The sequence below is a fragment of the Rhodanobacter terrae genome, assembly GCF_042657005.1.
Taxonomy (GTDB): domain Bacteria; phylum Pseudomonadota; class Gammaproteobacteria; order Xanthomonadales; family Rhodanobacteraceae; genus Rhodanobacter; species Rhodanobacter terrae.
On sequence record NZ_JBHSNG010000013.1, the window covers coordinates 38720 to 59388 of the forward strand.

Annotated in this window: 19 protein-coding genes; 12 read left to right on the forward strand and 7 right to left on the reverse strand. The window is 65.7% G+C overall.

The features are described from left to right. Positions 1-57 precede the first annotated feature (57 nt). A complete protein-coding gene (gene dprA / locus ACFPPB_RS12820) occupies positions 58-1257 on the reverse strand; it encodes a DNA-processing protein DprA (protein ID WP_377327661.1) in 1200 nt (399 codons plus the stop codon). A 100-nt stretch (positions 1258-1357) separates the two neighbouring features. Further along, the gene (locus ACFPPB_RS12825) at positions 1358-2479 is read right to left on the reverse strand and encodes a LysM peptidoglycan-binding domain-containing protein (RefSeq protein WP_377327663.1); all 1122 of its coding nucleotides are present in this window, start codon (positions 2477-2479) and stop codon (positions 1358-1360) included. Positions 2480-2667: 188 nt separating this feature from the next. Here ACFPPB_RS12825 and def point away from each other — a divergent pair, with 188 nt between their 5' ends. The 6 genes from def (at position 2668) to ACFPPB_RS12855 (ending at position 9714) form a co-directional block, all read left to right on the forward strand. After that, positions 2668-3177: a peptide deformylase gene (gene def, locus ACFPPB_RS12830; RefSeq protein ID WP_377327665.1), complete on the forward strand. Its 510-nt coding sequence runs from the start codon at positions 2668-2670 to the stop codon at positions 3175-3177. After that, positions 3174-4115, forward strand: a complete 942-nt coding sequence (fmt, locus tag ACFPPB_RS12835; protein ID WP_377327667.1) for a methionyl-tRNA formyltransferase — start codon at positions 3174-3176, stop codon at positions 4113-4115. Before def ends, fmt begins: the two co-directional genes overlap by 4 nt. Before the next feature lie 11 nt (positions 4116-4126). Then, positions 4127-5428 (forward strand): 16S rRNA (cytosine(967)-C(5))-methyltransferase RsmB, encoded by a 1302-nt coding sequence (gene rsmB, locus ACFPPB_RS12840; protein WP_377327780.1) that lies wholly within the window; start codon positions 4127-4129, stop codon positions 5426-5428. Between the two features lie 118 nt (positions 5429-5546). Further along, a complete protein-coding gene (locus ACFPPB_RS12845) occupies positions 5547-7250 on the forward strand; it encodes an ArnT family glycosyltransferase (protein ID WP_377327669.1) in 1704 nt (567 codons plus the stop codon). 110 nt (positions 7251-7360) lie between these two features. Further along, entirely contained in the window at positions 7361-8647 is a 1287-nt protein-coding gene (locus ACFPPB_RS12850) for an O-antigen ligase family protein (protein WP_377327671.1), read from the forward strand. Further along, positions 8644-9714 carry a glycosyltransferase family 2 protein gene (locus tag ACFPPB_RS12855; RefSeq protein WP_377327673.1) on the forward strand — a complete coding sequence of 357 codons (1071 nt, stop codon included), beginning with the start codon at positions 8644-8646 and terminating at the stop codon, positions 9712-9714. The genes ACFPPB_RS12850 and ACFPPB_RS12855 overlap by 4 nt, the downstream gene beginning before the upstream one ends. Here ACFPPB_RS12855 and ACFPPB_RS12860 read toward each other — a convergent pair. Genes ACFPPB_RS12860 through ACFPPB_RS12870 form a run of 3 tightly spaced genes read right to left on the reverse strand, consistent with a single transcriptional unit; the run spans position 9608 to position 12346 of the window. Continuing rightward, the gene (locus tag ACFPPB_RS12860) at positions 9608-10447 is read right to left on the reverse strand and encodes a glycosyltransferase family 2 protein (RefSeq protein ID WP_377327675.1); all 840 of its coding nucleotides are present in this window, start codon (positions 10445-10447) and stop codon (positions 9608-9610) included. The genes ACFPPB_RS12855 and ACFPPB_RS12860 overlap by 107 nt on opposite strands. A 13-nt stretch (positions 10448-10460) precedes the next feature. Beyond that, the gene (locus ACFPPB_RS12865; protein WP_377327677.1) at positions 10461-11399 is read right to left on the reverse strand and encodes a glycosyltransferase family 2 protein; all 939 of its coding nucleotides are present in this window, start codon (positions 11397-11399) and stop codon (positions 10461-10463) included. Further along, on the reverse strand, positions 11396-12346 hold the full coding sequence (locus ACFPPB_RS12870; RefSeq protein ID WP_377327679.1) for a UDP-glucuronic acid decarboxylase family protein: 951 nt from the start codon (positions 12344-12346) through the stop codon (positions 11396-11398). The genes ACFPPB_RS12865 and ACFPPB_RS12870 overlap by 4 nt, the downstream gene beginning before the upstream one ends. Before the next feature lie 195 nt (positions 12347-12541). On the opposite strand from ACFPPB_RS12870, the gene ACFPPB_RS12875 reads away from it, so the two are divergent. From ACFPPB_RS12875 to ACFPPB_RS12890, 4 genes are all read left to right on the forward strand, one after another. Then, positions 12542-13357, forward strand: a complete 816-nt coding sequence (locus ACFPPB_RS12875) for a glycosyltransferase family 2 protein (protein ID WP_377327681.1) — start codon at positions 12542-12544, stop codon at positions 13355-13357. 1 nt (position 13358) lies between these two features. After that, a complete protein-coding gene (locus ACFPPB_RS12880) occupies positions 13359-14399 on the forward strand; it encodes a CDP-glycerol glycerophosphotransferase family protein (protein ID WP_377327683.1) in 1041 nt (346 codons plus the stop codon). An 84-nt stretch (positions 14400-14483) separates the two neighbouring features. Further along, positions 14484-16211, forward strand: coding sequence for a glycosyltransferase family 39 protein (locus ACFPPB_RS12885; protein ID WP_377327685.1), 1728 nt, complete (start codon positions 14484-14486; stop codon positions 16209-16211). Beyond that, positions 16208-16534, forward strand: coding sequence for a tetratricopeptide repeat protein (locus ACFPPB_RS12890; RefSeq protein ID WP_377327687.1), 327 nt, complete (start codon positions 16208-16210; stop codon positions 16532-16534). Before ACFPPB_RS12885 ends, ACFPPB_RS12890 begins: the two co-directional genes overlap by 4 nt. A gap of 68 nt (positions 16535-16602) precedes the next feature. On the opposite strand, the gene ACFPPB_RS12895 is transcribed toward ACFPPB_RS12890, so the two are convergent. Next, positions 16603-17496 carry an LpxL/LpxP family acyltransferase gene (locus tag ACFPPB_RS12895; RefSeq protein ID WP_377327689.1) on the reverse strand — a complete coding sequence of 298 codons (894 nt, stop codon included), beginning with the start codon at positions 17494-17496 and terminating at the stop codon, positions 16603-16605. Between the two features lie 114 nt (positions 17497-17610). On the opposite strand from ACFPPB_RS12895, the gene dtd reads away from it, so the two are divergent. Together dtd and rpoD are read left to right on the forward strand one after the other, a co-directional pair. Next, complete coding sequence (dtd, locus tag ACFPPB_RS12900; protein ID WP_377327691.1) at positions 17611-18051, forward strand: D-aminoacyl-tRNA deacylase; 441 nt, start codon at positions 17611-17613, stop codon at positions 18049-18051. A gap of 168 nt (positions 18052-18219) precedes the next feature. After that, on the forward strand, positions 18220-20103 hold the full coding sequence (rpoD, locus tag ACFPPB_RS12905; protein WP_377327693.1) for an RNA polymerase sigma factor RpoD: 1884 nt from the start codon (positions 18220-18222) through the stop codon (positions 20101-20103). Between the two features lie 66 nt (positions 20104-20169). Here rpoD and ACFPPB_RS12910 read toward each other — a convergent pair whose 3' ends face one another. Next, a complete protein-coding gene (locus tag ACFPPB_RS12910) occupies positions 20170-20541 on the reverse strand; it encodes a SnoaL-like domain-containing protein (RefSeq protein ID WP_377327695.1) in 372 nt (123 codons plus the stop codon). Between the last annotated feature and the right edge of the window lie 128 nt (positions 20542-20669).

Genomic DNA, 20669 nt, shown 5'->3' on the forward strand with positions numbered 1-20669 from the left:
ATGTCGCGCCCGCGGCTGTCAAGCCTGAACCCGCCAGACCGGTGCAAGCGTCACCGATCAACCGTCGTCGGGCAATCGCTGGTAGCGGTTGCCCGGCAGACTCTCGATCCTGGCTTCCAGTTCCAGCATCAACAACATCGAGCCCAGTGCGGCCGCTGAATACCCCGTACGCTGGACAAGTTCGTCCAACGTCGCCGGCTCATGACCAAGTTCGGTCAAAAGCCGACGATAAGCGGGATCTTCATCCGAGCTGGAATGATCGCCGGAATCGCTTGCGCCACCCCTCGAGCCACTCCTCGGGCCACTCTTGGCAACCGGCCGCCCAGTCGCCTCGCCGCCGGTTTCCGCCTGCAGTCGGGCCGCCAGTTCGTGCCCAAGCATGCGCGCTGCCGGCGCCAATGTCTCGATAATCTCCACCGCACTCTCTACCAGCCGCGCGCCATCGCGGATCAGGCGATGGCAGCCGCGAGCCAGCGGATTGTGGATGGAGCCGGGCAGCGCGAACACTTCGCGGCCCTGCTCGGCAGCCAGCCGCGCCGTGATCAACGAGCCGGAACGCAAACCGGCCTCGATCACCAGCGTGCCCAGCGACAGGCCGGCAATGATACGGTTCCGCCGCGGAAAATGATCGGCACGCGCGGGGGTGCCAGGTGGGAACTCGCTGACCAGCACGCCGTGCGCGGCGATTCGCCGGGCCAGCGCATGGTGCTTGCGCGGATACACCCGATCCGGTCCGGTGCCGATCACAGCCAGCGTCGCCGCCCCCGCATCCAGGGCCGCCGCATGGGCCGCGCCGTCGATGCCATCGGCCATGCCGCTGGTAATGGCGAAGCCGGCCTGCGCCAGCGCGTGGGCGAACGCACGGGCATGCGCCAGCCCGCCCGCGCTGGCGCTGCGCGCTCCCACGATGGCGACTTGCGAATACAGCAACCGACTGGCGTCGCCGCTCACGAACAAAGCCGCCGGCGGCTGGGGAATGTTTTCCAGCTGCGGCGGAAAATCCGCTTCGGTACAGCGCAGCAACCGATGGCCCGGCTCGGCCAGCCAGGCCAGATCGGTCGCCAGCCGCTCCTCGTCGGGCTGCGCCAGCCACGCCCTCGCGGGCTCATCGAGCGCTGCGGCTCGATTCTGCAGCCGTGCCACGACCCGACCGATATCGCCTTCGCCAGCATCCAGCCGCTCGCGCAGACCGCAGGGGCCGAGGCCCGGCGTGCGCAGGGCGATCAGCCATGCGCGGAGGTCATCCATGTCGTCCATGTCCATGTGGTGCAGTTTACGAAGCCCGCGCAAACAGAAACGGCGCGGTGGTGGCCGCGCCGTGCTGTAGGCAGATGCCGATAACGGCAAGAAGGCGGCGTTATTCCGGCGCGCGCAGGCGGGCACCGATGTGCACCGGCCGCAAGCCGTCCATGATCAAGCCGTAGCTGACCCGGTCGAAGGTGCGGAATACCATGACGTGGCCGACGTATTCGTCCGGCAAAGTGACCCGCTCGCCCACGCCGCGGCGCCAGCTGTTGCTGGCAACGTCGTCATGGATGTTCTCGCCCGGTTCGTACATCGTGAACGTCTGGCCGTTGTCGACTCCATCCCTGGCGCCGATCGACAGCATTACCACCTGGCGCGAACCGGCCGCGTCCATCGCGTCGGCAAACCCGATCACCTTGGCGTTGGCCGCCACCGACTTCGGCGGGTGGGGGTAGTAGGAGACGTCATACGGCTTGTCGTCGATCGGCATGATGCGGTCGCCGCTGCGGATTTCCCGCGTCGCATCGAGCAGCAGCAAGGTCGCCGGGTCGCCCATGCGCAGCGTCTCGGCGGTGCCGATCACGCTGACTTCGACACCGAGATCATCGCCCTTGCCGTAGTGGCCATCATTGCGGGAATCCTCGCGCCACGGCGCATTGACCATCGCCGCATTGCTGTCCAGATCGTGGCTCACCAGATCGGCGCTGCTCGCATCGCCCTGATTGAAGCCCCGGAATACATGGGTCGGCCGCACGATCGCCCAGCGCTGACCGGGCTCGCCCTGCAGGCCGCGCACGTAAATGTTCTGGCCTACCGCGCCGCGCAATCGGGCCTCTTCCAGACCGACCACATACGGGGCGGAGCTGACCGCATTGGAATCCATCACCCGCATGTCCTTGAGGAACATCTTCAGCTCGGACAGCGGAATCGCCGACACCGGCTCGCCTTCGGGATGCACCTGCGGCTGCAGCTGCAGGTGCGGCCCGTTGATGAAGGACAGGTTGAGCACGTCGCCGGGATAGATCAGGTGAGGGTTGCGCACCTGCGGGTTCGCCTGCCAGATCTCCGGCCACAACCAGGGCTTGGACAGGAATTTGGCGGAGATGTCCCACAAGGTATCGCCCCGGCGCACGGTGTAGCTGTCGGGATGATCGGCCCGCAGTTGCACGCCGGCAGCATAGACGGCCACGGTGACCAGCATGCCGGCCAGCAACACGATAAATTTCTTGATCATTGGCGGGAATCCCCCTTCCCCAGATGCTCGGTCGAGTGTAACCGAATGGTTAACACGCGCAACAGGCGCGAGTTGGCAAAAATCGTCTGCACTCGGATGGTTGCCGACGTACAATGAGGCACATTCTAGATCGCACCGGGGGTGGCTTTTTACCAAATCGCCCGCAGTTCCGGCGCCGAGGTGATTCCATGTCCGCACTACCCATACTCGAGTTCCCCGACCCTCGCCTGCGTACCCGCGCCGGGCCGGTACGGGTGTTCGACGCGAAACTGAAGCAGTTCGTCGCCGACTTGTTCGAGACCATGTACGCCGCCAACGGCGTCGGCCTCGCCGCGACCCAGGTCGACGTGCATCAGCGCGTGTTGGTCGCCGACATGAGCGACGACCGCAAGCATCCGCTGGCGCTGATCAATGCACAGATCCTCGAGAAGGAAGGTTCGCAGGTCTATCAGGAAGGCTGCCTGTCGTTTCCCGGCCTGTATGCCGATGTCACCCGCGCCTTGAAGGTCAAGGTGAAGGCGCAGGACGTCGACGGCAACGAGATCGTGGTCGAGGCCGAAGGCCCGCTGGCGGTGTGCATCCAGCATGAGATGGATCACCTGGAGGGCAAGGTGTTCGTCGACTACCTGTCGTCGCTGAAACGCGCGCTGCTGTTGAAGCGGCTGGACAAGCAGCGCAAGCAGGCAGCGAGTGCTTGAATAGTCCACGCCTGCGGCTGGTTTTCGCCGGCACCCCCGAGTTCGCCGTGCCCTGCCTGGAGGCTTGCCGCGCCAGCGGTGCCGAGGTGGTCGCCGTCTACACCCAGCCCGATCGTCCCGCCGGTCGCGGCCGCAAGCTCACGCCCAGTCCGGTCAAGCAGGCAGCGCTGGCTGCCGGGCTGGCGGTCGAGCAGCCGGAGTCGCTGAAATCCACCGAGGCGCAGCAGGCGCTGACGGCGTACCGGCCCGACCTGCTGGTGGTGGTCGCCTACGGGCTGATCCTGCCGCGCAAGGTACTGGCGATCCCGCGGCTAGCCTGCTGGAACGTGCACGCCAGCCTGCTGCCCCGCTGGCGCGGCGCGGCGCCGATCCAGCGCGCGATCCTCGCCGGCGACAGCGAAAGCGGCGTCGACCTGATGCAGATGGAAGCCGGCCTGGATACCGGCCCGGTGCTGCTGCAGCGACGCACCTCGATTGCCCGCGAGGACACCGGCGGCTCGCTGCACGACCGCCTGTCCCAGTTGGGGGCCGAGGTGCTGGCCGATGGCCTGCGCCGCACATTGGCCGGCGAAACGCTCACCGCCACGCCACAGCCGGCCGAGGGCACCACTTACGCGCACAAGCTGGACAAGGCCGAGGCGAGACTCGACTTCGGCAAGTCGGCCATCGAGCTGGAGCGGCAGGTGCACGCATTCGATCCGTGGCCGGTGGCCGAAGGCGAAATTGCCGGCGAGCCGTTGCGGATCTGGGCCGCGCAGGCGATCGAACTCGACCACCACGCCACGCCAGGCAGCGTGCTGGCCGCCGGCCGCGGCGGCATCGACCTCGCCTGCGGCCGCGGCGCCCTGCGGGTTACCGCCCTGCAGCGCGCCGGTGGCAAGCGCATCGGCGCAATCGACTACCTCAACGCCCGCCCCGAACTGCGGCAGCCCCGATGAAAGCCGGGGCCCTGAAAGCCGACACCCGCGCGCTGGCGGCCAGGGGGCTGGCCGAAATCGCCTTGCGCGGCGCCTCGCTGCGCGACGTGATGGAGCGTCACGCACCGCGGCTGGCCGACCCGCGCGACCGCGCCTTGCTGATGGCCTTGCTCAGCGAAGGCGCACGCTGGTGGCTGCGCTTCGATGCCGCCATCGACGGCTTGCTGGAAAAGTCCCTGCGCCACAAGGATCCGGCGATCCATGCACTGCTGGTGCTGGGGCTGGTGCAGTTGGAAATCCTCGAACTGCAGGATTACGCCGCCGTCGCCGCTACCGTCGAAGCGGTGCGTGCGTTGCAGCGACCGCAGCTGGCCGGGCTGGTCAATGCCGTGCTGCGCCGCTGGCAGCGCGAACGCGAAACCCTGATCACCCAGCTCGATGCCAAGCCGCAGACCCGCCACGCGCACCCGGCGTGGCTGGCCACGGCGCTGCAAAACGACTGGCCGGAACAGGCCGACGCGGTCATGGCCGCGGACAATCGCGAGCCGCCGCTGATGCTTCGCGTCAATCGTCGGCGCAGCGAGCGCGAGGCACTGATAGTGCAGTTGCAGGCCACCGGTTATGCGGCGACGGCGCACCCGTGGCTACGTGACGCGCTGGTGCTTCCGCACAGCACCGACATCACCCGCATGCCCGGCTTCGAAGACGGATTGTTCGCGGTGCAGGACGGCGCGGCGCAAGTGGCCGCCGATCTGGCCGAGCTCGAGGATGGCCTGCGTGTACTCGATGCCTGCGCCGCACCCGGGGGCAAGGCCTGCCACCTGCTCGAACGCGCCGACATCGACCTGACCGCACTGGAAGTGGATGCCCCGCGCGCCGAGCGCATCCGGCAGAACCTGATGCGGTTGCGGCTGAACGCCAAGCTGGCGATCGGCGACGCCGGCGCGCCGAAGAACTGGTGGAAGGGACAGCCGTTCGACCGCATCCTGATCGATGCACCGTGCTCCGCCACGGGCGTGTTGCGCCGCCGGCCGGACGTGCGGTTGCACCGACGCGAAAGCGATGTTGCCGCCATGCACGCGCAGCAGCGGCGCATTCTGTCCGCGCTATGGCCGCTGCTGGCGCCGGGCGGGCGCCTGGTCTACATCACCTGCTCGGTGCTGCGGATGGAGAACGAGGCCATCGCCGGCGAACTGCTGGCCGCCCAGCCCGATGCACGGCCGGTGGCATTCACACTGCCGGTCGGTCGCGCCGCGTCGGTGGGTTGGCAGATCCTGCCTGGCGACGGTGACCTCGACGGCATGTATTACGCGGTGCTGCAGAAACAGCCCTGAACCCAACGCGGAAACCGCCGAACTACCCCGCTGCCTCCCTGCAGCAGTTTGCCCGGCTATGCTTGTCATCATCGATCGCCGCTGACGGAACGTCCCGCCTGTGAAGTCTTGTACGCCCTTGTCCCATGCCCACCCGCTATGGTTGCGCGACGCTCGCTGGGAGCTGCTGCTGTTCGGCGTGTTCGCCCTGCTGCTGCTTGGTCTTGGCATCGGCCTGCGCGATCCGTGGCCGTCCGACGAGCCGCGCTTCGCCCTGGTCGCGCGGCTGATGGTCGAGCACGGCCAATGGCTGTTCCCGCACCGTGGCCACGAGCTGTACCCGGACAAGCCCCCGGTCTTCATGTGGTTGCAGGCGCTGGCGTACATGATCACCGGCCAGTGGCGGGTGGCGTTCCTGCTGCCGTCGCTGGCGGCGGCGCTGACGGTACTTGCGCTGGTCTACGATCTGGCGCGGCGGTTGTGGAACCACCGCAGCGCGCTGCTGGCAGCAGCCACGCTGCTGCTCACCATCCACTTCACTTACCAGATGCGCAACGCGCAGATCGACCCGTTGCTGCTGGGCTGGATCACCCTGGCCAACTATGGGCTGCTGCGTCATCTGCTGCTGGGGCCGTCGTGGCGCTGGTTCGCCGCGGGCTGCTTTTTTGCCGGCGTCGGCGTGGCGACCAAGGGCGTAGGCGTGCTGGCGTTGCTGATGCTGATTCCCTACGTGGTCGCACGCCGCAACCACTGGCAGCCGCTGGCATTGCCGAACGGCGGCTGGCGCTGGGCCGGCGGACTGGCGTTGTTCCTGCTGCCGATCCTGGGTTGGCTGCTGCCGATGTTGCTGGTCGCCCATGCCGACGGCGATCCGCAGCATGCCGCCTACGTGCAGAACATCTTGTTCGGGCAGACGGTGCACCGCTACGCGACCCCGCCCGGGCATATCCATTCCCCGTTCTATTTCCTCGGCATCGTCGTGGTCGACTGGTTGCCGTTGTCGCTGCTGCTGCCATGGGCGCTGCCGGCATGGTGGCGGCGGCTGAAGCGGCGCGACGCGCGCTTCCTGTTGCCGCTGGGCTGGATCGTGCTGCTGTTGCTGTTCTTCTCGTTCAGCCCGGGCAAGCGCGACGTCTACATCCTGCCGGCCTTGCCGATGGCGGCGCTGGCGCTGGCGCCGCTGCTGCCCGGCCTGCTGCGCCGGCGTGGCGTGCGCCTCGCCGTGTTTGCGCTGACCTTGCTGCTGGCCGGCACGATGTCTGTTGCGGCGGCGCTGGCCATCCACCGGCATCCGGCCTGGGCCGGCAAGATCGAACAAGGCCTGGATCCGCAAATCTGGTGGGTGCTGCTGAGCACGGGCGCGGCGGGCCTCGTCGTGGTCGCATTCACGCGGGTCCGCCGTGCCCCGCTGGGCTGGCTGTTGTTTGGCGGCGTGCTGTGGGGCCTGTATGGCCTATGGGGCTATCCAATGCTCAACGGCGATCGCTCGGCACGCAACGTGATGCTCCACGCGCGCGCCATCGCCGGGCCGGATGCGACCATCGGCCTGCTCGCATGGAAGGAACAGAATCTGCTGATGGCGCAGGGACCTGTCACCGAATTCGGCTTCCTCAAGCCCTGGCCGCAGCAATACGCCGAGGCCATCGCATGGCAGCGGCAGGATCCGGCACGCCGCTGGATCTTCAGCCTCGACGATGCCATGGGGCAATGCGTGGATCGCCATCGCGCCATCCATGTAGGCCATGCCAACCGCCGCGAATGGTGGCTGTTCAAGGCCGATGCGGTCATTGCCGGCTGCACTCCGAGCCTGGCTGAAAATGCGGCTGATGACACGGATAACTGAGTTATGTGTCACCTCGGAGGCAATGGATAGGGTGTAGACTCGGTGCGCTTTGCGGCGTCCAGGCTGGCCCGGAATGGGCCCGCATCTCAGTCACCGTACATGGAATGCACGTGACACTTCCGCCCATGAGCACTCGACCTCAGCGTCTTCTCCGCGTTCGCAGCGCGGCACTTACCGCAGGGCAATGGTGCGCTGTGGCCAGCCTTTTTGTGGTTCCGCTCAACAAGCCGGCCACCAACGTCGCGCTGATCCTGAGTGTCGTTTTCTCGCTGCTGGGCGCCGAGGCTCGCCAACGCTGGCCGGCAGCCGCGCGCCGTCCCGTCGTCCTGGGCGCCTTGCTGTGGTGGCTGGTGCTGACGCTGAGCGCCTTGCATACCTGGTACGACACGTCGGTGCTGCCCCTGACAGGCTCATATACCTGGGTATGCTGGTATCCGCTGGTCCTGGGCTCATTGCTGACGACCCCGCTATGGCGACGGCGCGCACTGGTTGCCTTTGCGCTGGCGATGGGCGTGGTCCTGCTGATTTCCTGCGGCATGGATCTGGGCCTGATTCCCCAGCGCGCGGTGGAGCACTCGGAGCCGGCCATGCGCAATACGGTATTCAAGGAGTACACCCAGCAAGGCTTGGCGCTGCTTGTCCTTGGATCCATGGCGCTGGCTGTCGCCGTTGACGCGACATCCACGCGCCGGAAGGCAATCTTTTCGGCGGTAGCACTGCTGACGCTGATCAATATCGTGGTGATGCTGGGAAGCCGCACGGCGGATGTGACGCTTGTTCCGCTGCTGGCCTACTGGGCCTGGCGCATCCTCGCCAAGGGACGCTTCAACTTGCGCCACACCGTAGCAGCCTGCTCCCTGATGGTCGCCATCCCGGCCGTCATATGGTTTACGCCAGCTGTACGGGAGCGGCTTGTGGTATCGATCGTGCACGAAGTGCAACTTTATGCCGATCAGCGGGTACCCACCTCCACCGGCATTCGTCTCGAATTGTGGCGGCGCACCCTCCCCATTATCGCGACAGCCCCGGTATTCGGTCACGGACTGCACCAATGGGCACCTTTGTATCGCCGGTCCATCGAGGGCCATCCGGATTTCGATGCTTTCCTGATGGGTCATCCACATCAGGAGATGTTGCTGATCCTGGCCGAGCAAGGTGCCGTCGGCTTGCTGGTTTATCTGCTGTTGTTGGTCGCGCTGGCACGCTACATACGACGTCTCGATCCGATTCCACGGGACATCTACACCTGCATCCTGCTGATCTATCTGACAGCCGGACTCGCCAATGGCCTGTGGGCGGACTTCTCACACCGCCATCTGTTCATCCTGTTGCTGGGCTGCATGCCGCTTGCCAGGCAACGCACATCACCGCTGCAGGTGAGGGCAAGGACCGAGTGATAGACAGCAGCTCCATCGAGCAGGTGACCATCATCTGCGTCACCTACAAGAGCCGGGCGCTCATCGAGTCGCTCGCGGACACGTTGCGTCCCTTCCCGCATGTCCTGATCATCGACAATGGCAGCGACGACGGTACGGTCTCGGCCGTTCGCAGGCTTCTGCCCCGCGCCAGAATCATCGAGCGACCTGACAATGGCGGCTTCGGCAAGGCCAATAACGAGGCCATGGCGGAGGTCCGCACCCCGCTCTCCCTGTTGCTCAACCCGGATTGCGACATAAAGCCCGATGGCCTGCTCACGTTGATGGATACGCTGCGGCGCTATCCCTCCGCAGGCATGGTGGCACCGCAAAGCTGGCGGGAAAATCGCAAGCCTCAGAAATGTTTTCGCCGCGCCTTCTACGATCTCAGCGCGCGCATGCCGTATCGCGTGGCGGATGCCACCTGTAGCGCCGACTGGCTGAACGGCTGTTGCCTGCTGCTGCGCACGGAAGCGTTCCGTCACATCGGCGGCTTCGACGAATGTTTCTTCCTGTTCTACGAGGACGACGACCTTTGCCTGCGCATGCGAAGGGCCGGTTTTGAATGTCTGTTCGAGCCAGCTGCGAATGCATGGCACGTCGGCGGCGCGTCTTCGGCGCCTTCCGTCCGGATCAGCTTCATGAAGGCATTTCATTACGCACGCTCGCGCCACCTCGCCATCCGCCGGTACCAGGGCGATGGCGCAGGATGGCGTTACCTTCTGAAACTGATGCTGGCTGCCCTGCCTCTGGCCCTGATCTATGGCCTGGCGTTGCGGCGCCGGCATTTCATCAAATGGACGGCATGGGGTGCTTCCGCCGTTTCATCGGCGCTCGCGCGGCTTCCGAGGCAACCGCGGACTCTCCCGGCTCGTGCACGGGCATTGCGCCCGGTGATCGCCCCTGACGCGGAACCTATGTCGCCAGCGACCCGGCCGTCGCTCAACCGCCGCTATCAGGAACCGGGCGAAGGTCGGGCGGCGGCATCGAAAATTCGGCGAAGTGCCGATCAAGTCCAAGCTCGCAGCGAGTCAGTCGTCGAACAATAGTGTCCATCACCACCCGATCATTCGGGTTGTCGACGAGGTGCTTGCGAGTGCGGTGGTAAAGATGGGTTGCCAGAGCGCTGAAGCGCACGTCGCGCCGCAGCAGTCCGGCGTGGAACGCACGCACGGCGAGCTCGGTGTCCTCGCGGCCCCAGCCGGTCATCGCCTCGTTGAATCCGTTGACGCGCAGCAAATCGTCGCGCCAGAACGCCATGTTGCAGCTCTTGATGCCACGCCGCTTGGTGCTTGGCCTGGCATACCAGCGCGCCAGCATGGGCAGATGCAATGTGTGGCGGCGGCGCTCGACGCCCCGGCTGAAGAAGCCCGGCATGGTCAGGCGATGTTCCAGCATGCGGCGAGTCAACTCGGCATCGGTCAGCACGCGCGAGCCCTGCACGAAACAGCCGCGACGCGCGAACCTGCGATGGTCGGCGATGAAATGCCGCTCGGCCACCATGTCGCCATCGAGCAGGACGATGTAATCGCCTTGCGCGGCCGCAATGGCGCGGTTGCGCGCGCGGCTCATGCGCGCGCCATCGTCCGGCTGCCACAGATGTACCAGGCGCGCCGGATAGTCGCGGGCCAAGCGTTCCAGCAGTTCGCGCGTGGCCGGCTGCGAACCATCGTCGGTGACGATCACTTCGTGCGGCAATTCGCTCTGGGCGGCCAGCGCCATCAGCACCAGCTCCAGTGCATCGGGCCAGTTGTAGGTGATCACGGCAACGCTGATACGCATCGCGACGCCCCGCTCAACCCATGTCCCGCAGTTCTTTCGGCGCCTGATGGCGGCGTTTGAACGCCGGCCACAGAATGGACGCCGCACGTTCCAGATTGCTCAGCCACGAGCCGCGGCGAAGCCGCGCCAGGCCGGCGTAACGCTTGGCCTCGCGCCAGCTCGGATCCGGCTTGGTGCGCAACTCGTGCTTGGCGCTCTCCACACAGCGCTCGTCCAATCCGATCCGTCTCGCGTAGATCTCGATCAGGCAGCGCGAACGAAACCGGTTGAGGTACTGATTGCTTGGCGTCTGCTTGCCCCACCAGCCATTGTTGCCATGAATGCGATAACGCACCGCACCGGTACGCAGATAGTATTTTCGCGCGCCCAGCACGCTCGCTCCATAGACCAGGCAGTTGTCGGCGGACAACCGCCAATTGCGGCTGATGTCTTCCGGGAGGTCCAGAATGCGTCGCGCCCACGGTGCGCGCAGCGACAGCGCCGAGGTCGGAGCGCCGTACCAGTGCATCAGCATGTAGGTGCTGATCGCGGTGTAGCCAAGATCCAGCGAACGGTCGGCATAACCCATCCAGCGCTCCTCGTCGCCGAACAGCTGCATGTCGGAAAACACGAAATCGATGTCACGGCGGCTGTCGTAAATCTCGCCGATGCGCGCCAGATAGTCCGGCTCCCAGCGGTCATCGGCATCGAGGAAGCAGATCACGTCGGCCTGCACCTCGGCCACGCCGCGCTGGAATGCCACCAGCTGCCCGCCGTTCTCGCCGCACCGCAGGGTTATCCGCGAATCGCTGCCGTAGCGCTCGCGCAGATAGTCGGAAGAACCGTCGGTGGAGCCATCATCCACCACGATGATCTGCGCAGCCGGACGTGTCTGCGCCAGTGCACCATCGATCGCCGCGGCCACGAAGCCGCGATAGTTGTAGCTGGTGATGACGACCGCGAAGCTGGTCATGCTGCCGTATCCTCTTGCAGGAGCCGGCGGAAGTAGCCGATGGTCTCCTTGAGGCCGTCTTCGAGCGCCACCTTGGGCTGCCAGCCCAGCTTGCTTCCGGCCAGCCCGATGTCCGGCTGGCGCTGCCGCGGATCATCATCGGGCAACGGCTTGTAGATCAGTTTCGAGCGGCCGCCCACCAGGGCGATCACTTTCTCGGCCAGTTCCAGCATGGTGTGCTCGACCGGGTTGCCGATGTTCACCGGGCCGGTGAAATCGCGTTCGGACTCCATCATCCGCATCATGGCGTCGATCAGGTCATCGACATAGCAGAAGCTGCGGGTCTGGCTGCCGTCGCCGTAGATGGTGATGTCCTCGCCCCTGAGCGCCTGCACGATGAAGTTGCTCACCACCCGGCCGTCGTTCGGGTGCATGCGCGGGCCATAGGTGTTGAAGATGCGCACCACTTTTATGTCCAGCGCATGCTGGCGGTAGTAATCGAAGAACAGCGTCTCGGCGCAGCGCTTGCCTTCGTCGTAACAGCTGCGGATGCCGATTGGATTGACCTTGCCCCAGTAGCCCTCGACCTGCGGATGCACTTCCGGATCGCCGTAGACCTCGCTGGTGGAAGCCTGCAGGATGCGCGCCTTGACGCGTTTTGCCAGCCCCAGCATGTTGATCGCGCCATGCACGCTGGTCTTGGTAGTCTGCACCGGATCGTGCTGGTAATGCACGGGCGAGGCCGGGCAGGCCAGGTTGAAGATGCGCTCCACTTCCACATACAGCGGGAAAGTGACGTCATGCCGCATCAGTTCGAAATACGGGTGGGTGAGCAGATGCGCCACATTGCGCTTGCTGCCGGTAAAGAAATTGTCCACGCATAGCACGTCGTGCCCATCGTGAAGCAGACGGTCACACAGGTGCGAGCCGAGAAAGCCGGCACCGCCGGTAACAAGGATTCGTTTCATGAGTTGCCATTCGGTGCGCTTGCAGGGAATGTGCGACGCCGGCTCAGCTGCCATATTTCGTCGCCGCAAGTGAATATTGTCATGGATCGGGGGCGAAGATGCGATTCGCCCGACCGAACGCGGGGATCGTTCCCGGCCATGGACGATCGAACCGCGGCGGCGAGGCGAAACGCAGGCTTCGGCTAGAATCCTCGCATGCCCACGTTTCCGCTGACCCTCGCCATCATCACCCACAACGAAGCCGACAACATCGCGCGTTGCCTGGACAGCGTGCCGTTCGCGGCCGAGAAGCTGGTGGTCGACAGCGGCAGCGATGACGATACGGTGGCGATCGCACGGGCGCATGGCGCACGCGTGGTGCGGCAGGACTGGCTCGGCTTCGGCCCGCAACGCAATTTCGCCACCACGCAATGCACGCACGACTGGATCCTGGTGCTGGATGCGGACGAATACCTCAGCCCGGAACTCGCCGCGGAACTCGAGCAACGCCTGCCGCAGCTGATGGCCGGCGACGCGCCGGCGGCGTATCTGCGCCGCAGCTCGATCTATATGGGCGCTCCCATGCGCTGGTACCGTCCGGCCGTAGGCGAACGGATGGCGCGGTTGTACCACCGTCAGCGGGCGCGCTGGAGCGACGCGCGGGTACACGAATCGCTGCGCTTCGACGGCCCCGCGCCGACGCTGCGCGCGGCGTTCAACCACAACAACAACCCGACCCTGCCGCACAAGCAGCTGAAAGTGCTGCGCTACTCCGAATTGAAGTGCCGCGACTGGCTGGACAAGGGCAAACCGGTGCGGATGTGGCAGGCGCCGTTCGTGTTCGCGCTGGCCTTCCTCAAGGACTATGTATTCCGGCTGGCCTTCATGGATGGCTGGCGCGGCTTCATGATCGCGCAGACCGCGGCCAGCTACGCGCTGTACAAGCGCATGCGTTATTACGAGATGGTCAACAATCCGGAATCGGTGGCGCGCGCCGCCGCCGTCCTGACCCGCCACCAGATAGACCGCTGACATGTCCGAGCCGGCTCCAAGCAAGCACTACCTCCTGTACGGCTCCGAGCGTTACGCGCTGGCGATCCTGCGTCCGCTGCAGGACGCGATCCGCGCCCGCGGCGATGAGGCGGCATGGTTCTTCGACGGCCCCGGCGCCGAGGACCTGGTCGAAGGCGAGCGCCTGCTGAGCGTGGCCGAGGTGCGTGCGTGGCGACCGATCGCGGTGATCACCTCCAGCAACGCCGTGCCGCACTTCTTTCCCGGCGTGAAAGTGGAAACGTTCCACGGTTTCGACGCCGGCAAGCCGCGGCACGTCTATGTCCGCGGCTTCTTCGACCTGTACTGCACCACCGGACCGCGCGACACCGCCAAGTTCAAGGAAATCGCCGATCGTGTCGGCCACTTCACGGTGACCGAGACCGGCTTCCCCAAGCTCGATCCCTTCATGAAGGAGATCGGCGGCCCGCTGCCGGCGGTGCGCCAGCCACCGGTGATCCTGTATCACTCCACCTTCTCGCCATCGTGGAGCGCGGCTGCGACGCTGTACGAGGAGGTGAAGCGCCTCTCACGCGACGGCCGCTGGCGCTGGATCGTCACCTTCCATCCGAAGATGGACCCGGCGACGACTGCCAAGTACAAGGCGCTGCAGAACGAGTACCTCTCGTTCGCCGAGAACGACAACATCCTCGAGCTGTTCCCGCAGGTCGACATGATGTGCTCGGACACCTCTTCGGCACTCAACGAATTCCTGCTCACGGGCAAGCCGGTGGTGACGTTCAAGAACCGCCGGCCGGGTCCGCAGCTGATCGACATCGACGAGCCGGCGCAGTTCGAACCGGCGATCGAGCGCGCGCTGGCCCGCCCGCCGGAGCTGCTGCAGGCGATCCGCGATTATGCGGACGCGATCCACCCGTATCGCGATGGCCGCTCCAGCGAGCGCGTGCTCGATGCGGTCGATGCCTTCATCGCCGCCGGCGCCCGCAATCCGCGCCGCAAGCCGCTGAACCTGTGGCGCAAGCTGAAAATCCGCCGCCGCATCGGCTACTGGGGGCCGGCCTGAGCGCTCGGCCAACACGATCTCCAGTCGCCTTGCGAACGCCACCCGCAAGCTAGAATCATTCATCTGCCCGCCAAGAGCACGCCCGTGTCGCTGAGCCCCTATAGCCGTACCGAACAACTTCGCGCCGTGTGGCCCTGGTTGCCGCTGTGGGTGCTGGTGGCTTTGCTGGCGATCTTCTCGCACGGGCCGATGCCGCTGTATTCGACCCGCACGCTGGCGGTGGCCTGGGAGATGTGGAACCAGGGCCACTGGCTGGTGCCGCACATCAACGGCCAGCCGTACAGCGAGAAGGCACCGCTGCTGTTCTGGCTGATCCAGGCCGGCTGGTTCGTGTTCGGCGTCGACGACATCTGGCCGCGCGTGCTCGAGGTGCTGATCGGCGGCGCGCAGCTGGTGTTGATCTCGCTGCTGGCGCGGCGGCTGTTCCCAAACCGGCCGTGGATGGCCAAGGCGGCGCCATGGATGCTGCTGGCGCTGGGCTGCGCGTTCCTGTTCGGCCTGCAGATCATGTACGACGGGTTGCTCGCCATGTGGACGCTGGCCGCCCTGCTGTGCCTGACCCCGAAGATGCAGCGGACCGAACCGCGCTGGCTGCTGTTCGGCCTGTGCATCGGGCTGGGCTTGCTGACCAAAGGGCCGGTGATGTTGCTGCATATCATTTTCCCGTGGCTGCTCGGTCCGCTGTGGAACGACTGGGCACGTCAGCATCGCGCACGTTGGTACGGCCGCGGCACGCTCGCGCTGCTGCTCGGCGCCGCGATGCTGTTGGCATGGGCGTTGCCGGCCGGGTTCTCCGGCGGCGAGGCGTACCGGCAACGACTGTTCTTCACCCAGACCGCCGGCCGTGTGGTCGACAAGCTGTCGGAAGGCAAGAACCTGCAGAACCATGCCGAGCCGTTCTGGTTCTACCTGCTGTGGCTGTTGCCGCTGCTGTTTCCGTTCAGTGGCTGGCCGCGCGCGTGGGTGGCCATCGCCGGCTTGCGCCGACCGCTGGAGCCGGGTCTGCGCTTTGCGCTGTGCTGGCTGATACCAAGCTTCATCGTGTTCTCGCTGATCAGCGGCAAGCAGCCGTATTACCTGTTTCCCGAGGCCGGCGGTATCGTGCTGTTGATGGCTGGCGCGATCGCGGTGTTGCGCGAGCGCCAACCGGCACTGGCCAACAATGGCTGGTTCGGTACCTGGCCGCTGGGTGTGGGCGGTATCGTGTTTGCCATCCTGCTGTTCGCACTGCCGTTGCTGGTGGACGCGAATTATCTGCATGGCGAATGGCCCGTTGCGGCTGCACCGTACAGCCGCTATTTCAGCGTGGTGTTCCTGCTGATCGGCGGTCTGTTGCTGCTGCGTGGTCGTGGTGAACTGCGCCGTCTGGCGGTGGCCGGACTGATCGGCGTGCTTGCCCTCAACACCTTGTTCACCCTGACCCTGTGGACACGCTGGGACTTGCGCCCCGCCGCCCACCTGCTCGGTGCCGCCGAACGGGCGAACCAGCCCATCGCCTATCTGGGCAATTACGAAGGCCAGTTCCACTTCGAGGGCCGGTTGACGCGGCCCATCGCCGAGCTGTTCGGCGATCAGGCCGTGCAGGATTTTGCCCGCAGCCACCCGGACGGCGTGATCGTGACGCACCCGGAGAAACTCGACGCCGACGCTTTGCGCTACGCGCTGCTGGTGCAGCCGTTCCGCTCGTCGTGGCTGGTGGTCTGGCAGGCCACCTCGCTGGCCGACCTCTCCGCCGGCCACACCCCGCCGGAACCGGCCCTGCCCACCCAGGTCTATCCGATCGGCGATCGGCGTTATCGCCCGCAACCGTGAATGCCGGACTGATCGCCAACCTGCGCAAGCAATGCGACGGCCCGCGCGACGGCGCGCTGCTGCGTTTCTCGCTGGGCAACGCGCTGCTAGCCGAGGGCGAAGCCGGCATGGCGATCGACGAACTGCGCCGCGCCGTCGCCTTCGACCCGACCTATTCGGCCGCCTGGAAACTGCTGGGCAAAGCCTGCCTCGACGCCGGCCAGACGCAGGCCGCCGCTGACGCCTGGCGCAGCGGCATCGCCGCCGCCGCGCAGCGCGGGGACAAGCAGGCGGAAAAGGAAATGGGCGTATTCCTGCGTCGGCTGGAAAAAGAAAAACCGTAGGAGCGCAACCTGCGCGCGATGCCCTGATCTTTGATCGGAGCGAAAAGCCTCGCGCACAGGGTGCGCTCCTACCGATCCTCGCGATCGTACGGGCTGATCAGGCCATCGGCCGAATAGCGCTTGTACTGCCACTGGTACTGCGCGAAAGCCAGCTCGACACTGTTCTGCACACCCTGGTTGAGCGCACGGCAGGCGCTGCCGAGATCGGCATCCGCCAACCCCGGCGGGGCCGGCAACAAATGAATGCGATATCCGGTCCCGCGCGGCAGGCGCTCGGCGAACGCAAACAGCACGGTCGCACCAGTGCGCGCGGCCAGCCGGGGCAGCAGCACCATGGTCAGCGCTTCGCGGCCGAAGAACGGCGCGATCTGACCCTCGCCCGCGCGCGGCTTCTGGTCCGGCAGGATGCCCACCGTGCCGCCGGCGGCCAGCCGCTTGTACAAGGTGCGCACACCGGCACCGTCGGCACGCACCTGCTCCGGCGCCAACGCACCGCGCACCTTGCGCAGCAAGCCCTCGATCGCGGCGATCCGCGGCGGCCGATACAGGATCGCCATCGGCGTCCTGCGGCACAGCCAGTAATTCAGCAGCTCCCAGCAGCCCAGGTGCGGCGCCGCGATAATCACGCCGTTGCCCGCGGCCAGCGCCGCATCCAGCAACGCCGCACCGCGCACCTCGCGCACCAGCTCCAGTGCGCGTTCGGCCCCGGCGCCCCATACCTTGACGATCTCGCTGACCGACCTGCCGCTCTCTATCATCACCTCGCGCAACAGCGCTTCCTGCCCGGCCTCGTCCAGCTGCGGCCGCGCGATGCGCAGGTTCGCCGCCGTGTTGCGCACCATGCGGCCGCGTCGCCACAGCAGCAGCCGGCCCAGCCCGCTGCCGATGCCGTGCAGCATGCGCAGCGGCAGCAGCGCCAACAGGCGCAGCAGGAGATAGAGCAGATACATGTCGATTCGCATCCCTGCAGTTTACGGGAGCCGGCTGCGCACACCGAGATCGCCTTGCCGGCCAGCCATCTTTCGCCGCCGCCGACAGCACGATTAAGCTAGTCGCCTCGCCTCCGCCTTGCCGCCATGATTGCCCTGATTCAACGCGTACTGTCCGCCAGCGTCAGTGTCAGCGACGAAACCGTCGGTGCGATAGGCCCCGGCCTGCTGGCGCTGGTCGCGGTGCAGCCGGACGACGGCGAGACGCAGACCCGGCGCATGCTCGAGCGCCTGCTCGGCTATCGCGTGTTCGCCGACGACCACGGCAAGATGAATCGCTCGCTGGCCGACACCGACGGCGGCCTGCTGCTGGTCAGCCAGTTCACCCTGGCCGCCGACACGCGCTCCGGCATGCGCCCCAGCTTCACCAGTGCGGCGACACCTGAGCACGGCCGACGCTGGTTCGACCGCCTGCTGGAACTCGCACGCGTCGCTCATCCGGGGGTGGAAACCGGGCGCTTCGGCGCCCATATGGTGATCCAGCTGGTGAACGACGGCCCGGTGACTTTCTGGCTCGACACCGGTTGAACAGGCACAGACGGACCGTGCGCAGCCTGCAGTCGGCAAGAACACTGCAAGGTCGCGATCTGGCGCGATTTTTGCGTGCTTCGCCTAAATTTTTCTCACTTGAAAACTGGTCAAAAAAGCAGCACATCGCTATAATGTCCGGTTCTTGAACCCCGCGGCGGTCGGTTAATGAATAGCAAAGCTCCCCACGAGCAACAGTCTGAAATCAAGGCGCTCATCTCCAAAGGTCTGGAGCAGGGCTACCTGACGTACGCCGAAATCAACGACCACCTGCCCGACGACATCGTCGACCCGGAGCAGATCGAAGACATCATGGCGGTGCTCAAGGGCGTCGGCATCGAAGTGCACGACGCTGCGCCCGACACCGACACCATCGCCGACGGCGCGGCTCCGGGCAGCACCTCCGGCGACGACGATGCCGCCGCCGAAGAGGCCGTGGCGCTGCTGTCCGCCGTCGACGCCGAAGTCGGCCGCACCACCGACCCGGTGCGCATGTACATGCGCGAGATGGGCACGGTCGAGCTGCTCACCCGCGAGGGCGAAATCGCCATCGCCAAGCGCATCGAGGAAGGCCTCGGCCAGGTGCAGACCGCGCTGGCCAGCTTTCCGCTGACGATCGAACTGCTGCTGGAGGAATACGACCAGCACCTGGACGGCAAGCGCCGCCTCAGCGAAATCCTGGCCGGCTTCCTCGATCTGGAAGAAGCCGCCGACCTCGCCCGCAAGGAAAAGGAAGCCGCCGCACTGCTGTTGCCGGAGCCGGATCCCAGCGACGAGACCGAAGCCGACGACGACGAGACCGCGACCGAGGATGAGGAAGAAGCCGGCCCGACCGGTCCCGACCCGGAAGAGGTCAAGCGCCGCATGGAGCTGCTGCGCGACTACTACGGCAAGTTCCAGAAGGCCGCGCCGAAAGCCGCCAGCATCACCGACAAGAAGATCGTCAAGCTGCGCGACCAGATGGCCGAGGAGTTCCTCAAGCTCAAGCTGCCGTCCGCGCTGATCGACGGCTTCGTGCGCAAGCTGCGCGAAGTGGTCAACGACATCCGCCATCACGAGCGCGTGCTGATGGACATCTTCGTCAAGCAGGTGAAGATGCCCAAGGCCGAGTTCATCAAGACTTTCCCCAGCAACGAGGGCAACCTCGAGTGGGTGGCCGAGCTCAGCCGCAAGCGCCAGAAGTGGTCGCCGAACATCAAGACCCACCGCGAGGCGATCGACGCCGAGCAGGAGAAGCTCGCCACCATCGAGCGCAAGCTGTTCCTGCCGCTGATCGACATCAAGGACATCAACCGCGCCATGGCCAGCGGCGAGGCCAAGGCCCGCCGCGCCAAGAAGGAAATGGTCGAGGCGAACCTGCGCCTGGTGATTTCGATCGCCAAGAAGTACACCAACCGCGGCCTGCAGTTCCTGGACCTGATCCAGGAGGGCAACATCGGCCTCATGAAGGCTGTCGACAAGTTCGAATACCGCCGCGGCTACAAGTTCTCGACCTACGCCACCTGGTGGATCCGCCAGGCGATCACCCGCTCGATCGCCGACCAGGCACGCACCATCCGCATCCCGGTGCACATGATCGAGACGATCAACAAGCTCAACCGCATTTCCCGCCAGATGCTCCAGCAGTTCGGCCGCGAGGCCACGCCGGAGGAACTGGCCAAGGAAATGGAGATGCCCGAGGACAAGATTCGCAAGGTACTGAAGATCGCGAAGGAACCGATTTCGATGGAAACCCCGATCGGCGACGACGAGGATTCCCATTTGGGCGATTTCATCGAGGACGGCAACGCCAGCTCGCCGATCGACTCGGCGACCGAGACCGGCCTGATGGAAACCGTGCGCGACGTGCTCGCCGGGCTGACCCCGCGCGAAGCGAAGGTGCTGCGCATGCGCTTCGGCATCGACATGAACACCGACCACACGCTGGAAGAAGTCGGCAAGCAGTTCGACGTCACCCGCGAGCGTATCCGCCAGATCGAAGCCAAGGCCTTGCGCAAGCTGCGCCACCCGAGCCGCTCGGAACAGCTGCGTTCGTTCCTCGACGTCGAGTAACTGCGGCGCCGGCATGACGAAGAAGCCCCGCCGATGCGGGGCTTCTTCGTTTCGGGGCATACGGACTCAGCCGACGTCGTAGAAGAACTGCTCGCGCACGATCTTCCCGCCGTGCACGCGGTACACGCCGATCTCGCTCATGTTCATCCGGCCGCGACCCTTCATCGTCACGTCCATCGCCAGCGCGATGCTGAACAAGTTATCCGCGATCACCGGCTCGCTCACGCTGCTGCCATGCACCGCCTCGACCATCGCGTTGAACTGACGGCCCTTCTCGTAGATCGCCGCCAGTCCCTGCGCATCGCCCAACGCCCCCGGCGGCAGGCCTTCCGGCTCGATGCTCACCGCGTCCTCCGCGTACAGCTCACGTTGCGCGTCCTCATACTTGCCTTCACGGCACAGTTCAACCAGCCGTTTCGCGATCGCCTCGGTATTCATGCGTGGTCTCCGGTGGGGATGGGGCGCACAGCGTATATCCACTTACCGCGCTGCGCGTGTACCGATTGCCCGCGCGGCTGGCACGCCTTCACCAACTCCTCTACCATTCACCGCTTGTGGGCCTGTAG

What these genes read in the sequence shown, in the direction of transcription:
- rpoD (WP_377327693.1), top strand. Translation starts at nt 18,220, where the DNA reads ATGAATAGCAAAGCTCCCCACGAGCAACAGTCTGAAATCAAGGCGCTC.
- dtd (WP_377327691.1), top strand. Translation starts at nt 17,611, where the DNA reads ATGATTGCCCTGATTCAACGCGTACTGTCCGCCAGCGTCAGTGTCAGC.
- def (WP_377327665.1), top strand. Translation starts at nt 2,668, where the DNA reads ATGTCCGCACTACCCATACTCGAGTTCCCCGACCCTCGCCTGCGTACC.
- dprA (WP_377327661.1), bottom strand. Translation starts at nt 1,257, where the DNA reads ATGGACGACATGGATGACCTCCGCGCATGGCTGATCGCCCTGCGCACG.
- ACFPPB_RS12870 (WP_377327679.1), bottom strand. Translation starts at nt 12,346, where the DNA reads ATGAAACGAATCCTTGTTACCGGCGGTGCCGGCTTTCTCGGCTCGCAC.
- ACFPPB_RS12825 (WP_377327663.1), bottom strand. Translation starts at nt 2,479, where the DNA reads ATGATCAAGAAATTTATCGTGTTGCTGGCCGGCATGCTGGTCACCGTG.
- ACFPPB_RS12895 (WP_377327689.1), bottom strand. Translation starts at nt 17,496, where the DNA reads ATGCGAATCGACATGTATCTGCTCTATCTCCTGCTGCGCCTGTTGGCG.
- ACFPPB_RS12865 (WP_377327677.1), bottom strand. Translation starts at nt 11,399, where the DNA reads ATGACCAGCTTCGCGGTCGTCATCACCAGCTACAACTATCGCGGCTTC.
- ACFPPB_RS12880 (WP_377327683.1), top strand. Translation starts at nt 13,359, where the DNA reads ATGTCCGAGCCGGCTCCAAGCAAGCACTACCTCCTGTACGGCTCCGAG.
- ACFPPB_RS12875 (WP_377327681.1), top strand. Translation starts at nt 12,542, where the DNA reads ATGCCCACGTTTCCGCTGACCCTCGCCATCATCACCCACAACGAAGCC.
- ACFPPB_RS12910 (WP_377327695.1), bottom strand. Translation starts at nt 20,541, where the DNA reads ATGAATACCGAGGCGATCGCGAAACGGCTGGTTGAACTGTGCCGTGAA.
- ACFPPB_RS12860 (WP_377327675.1), bottom strand. Translation starts at nt 10,447, where the DNA reads ATGCGTATCAGCGTTGCCGTGATCACCTACAACTGGCCCGATGCACTG.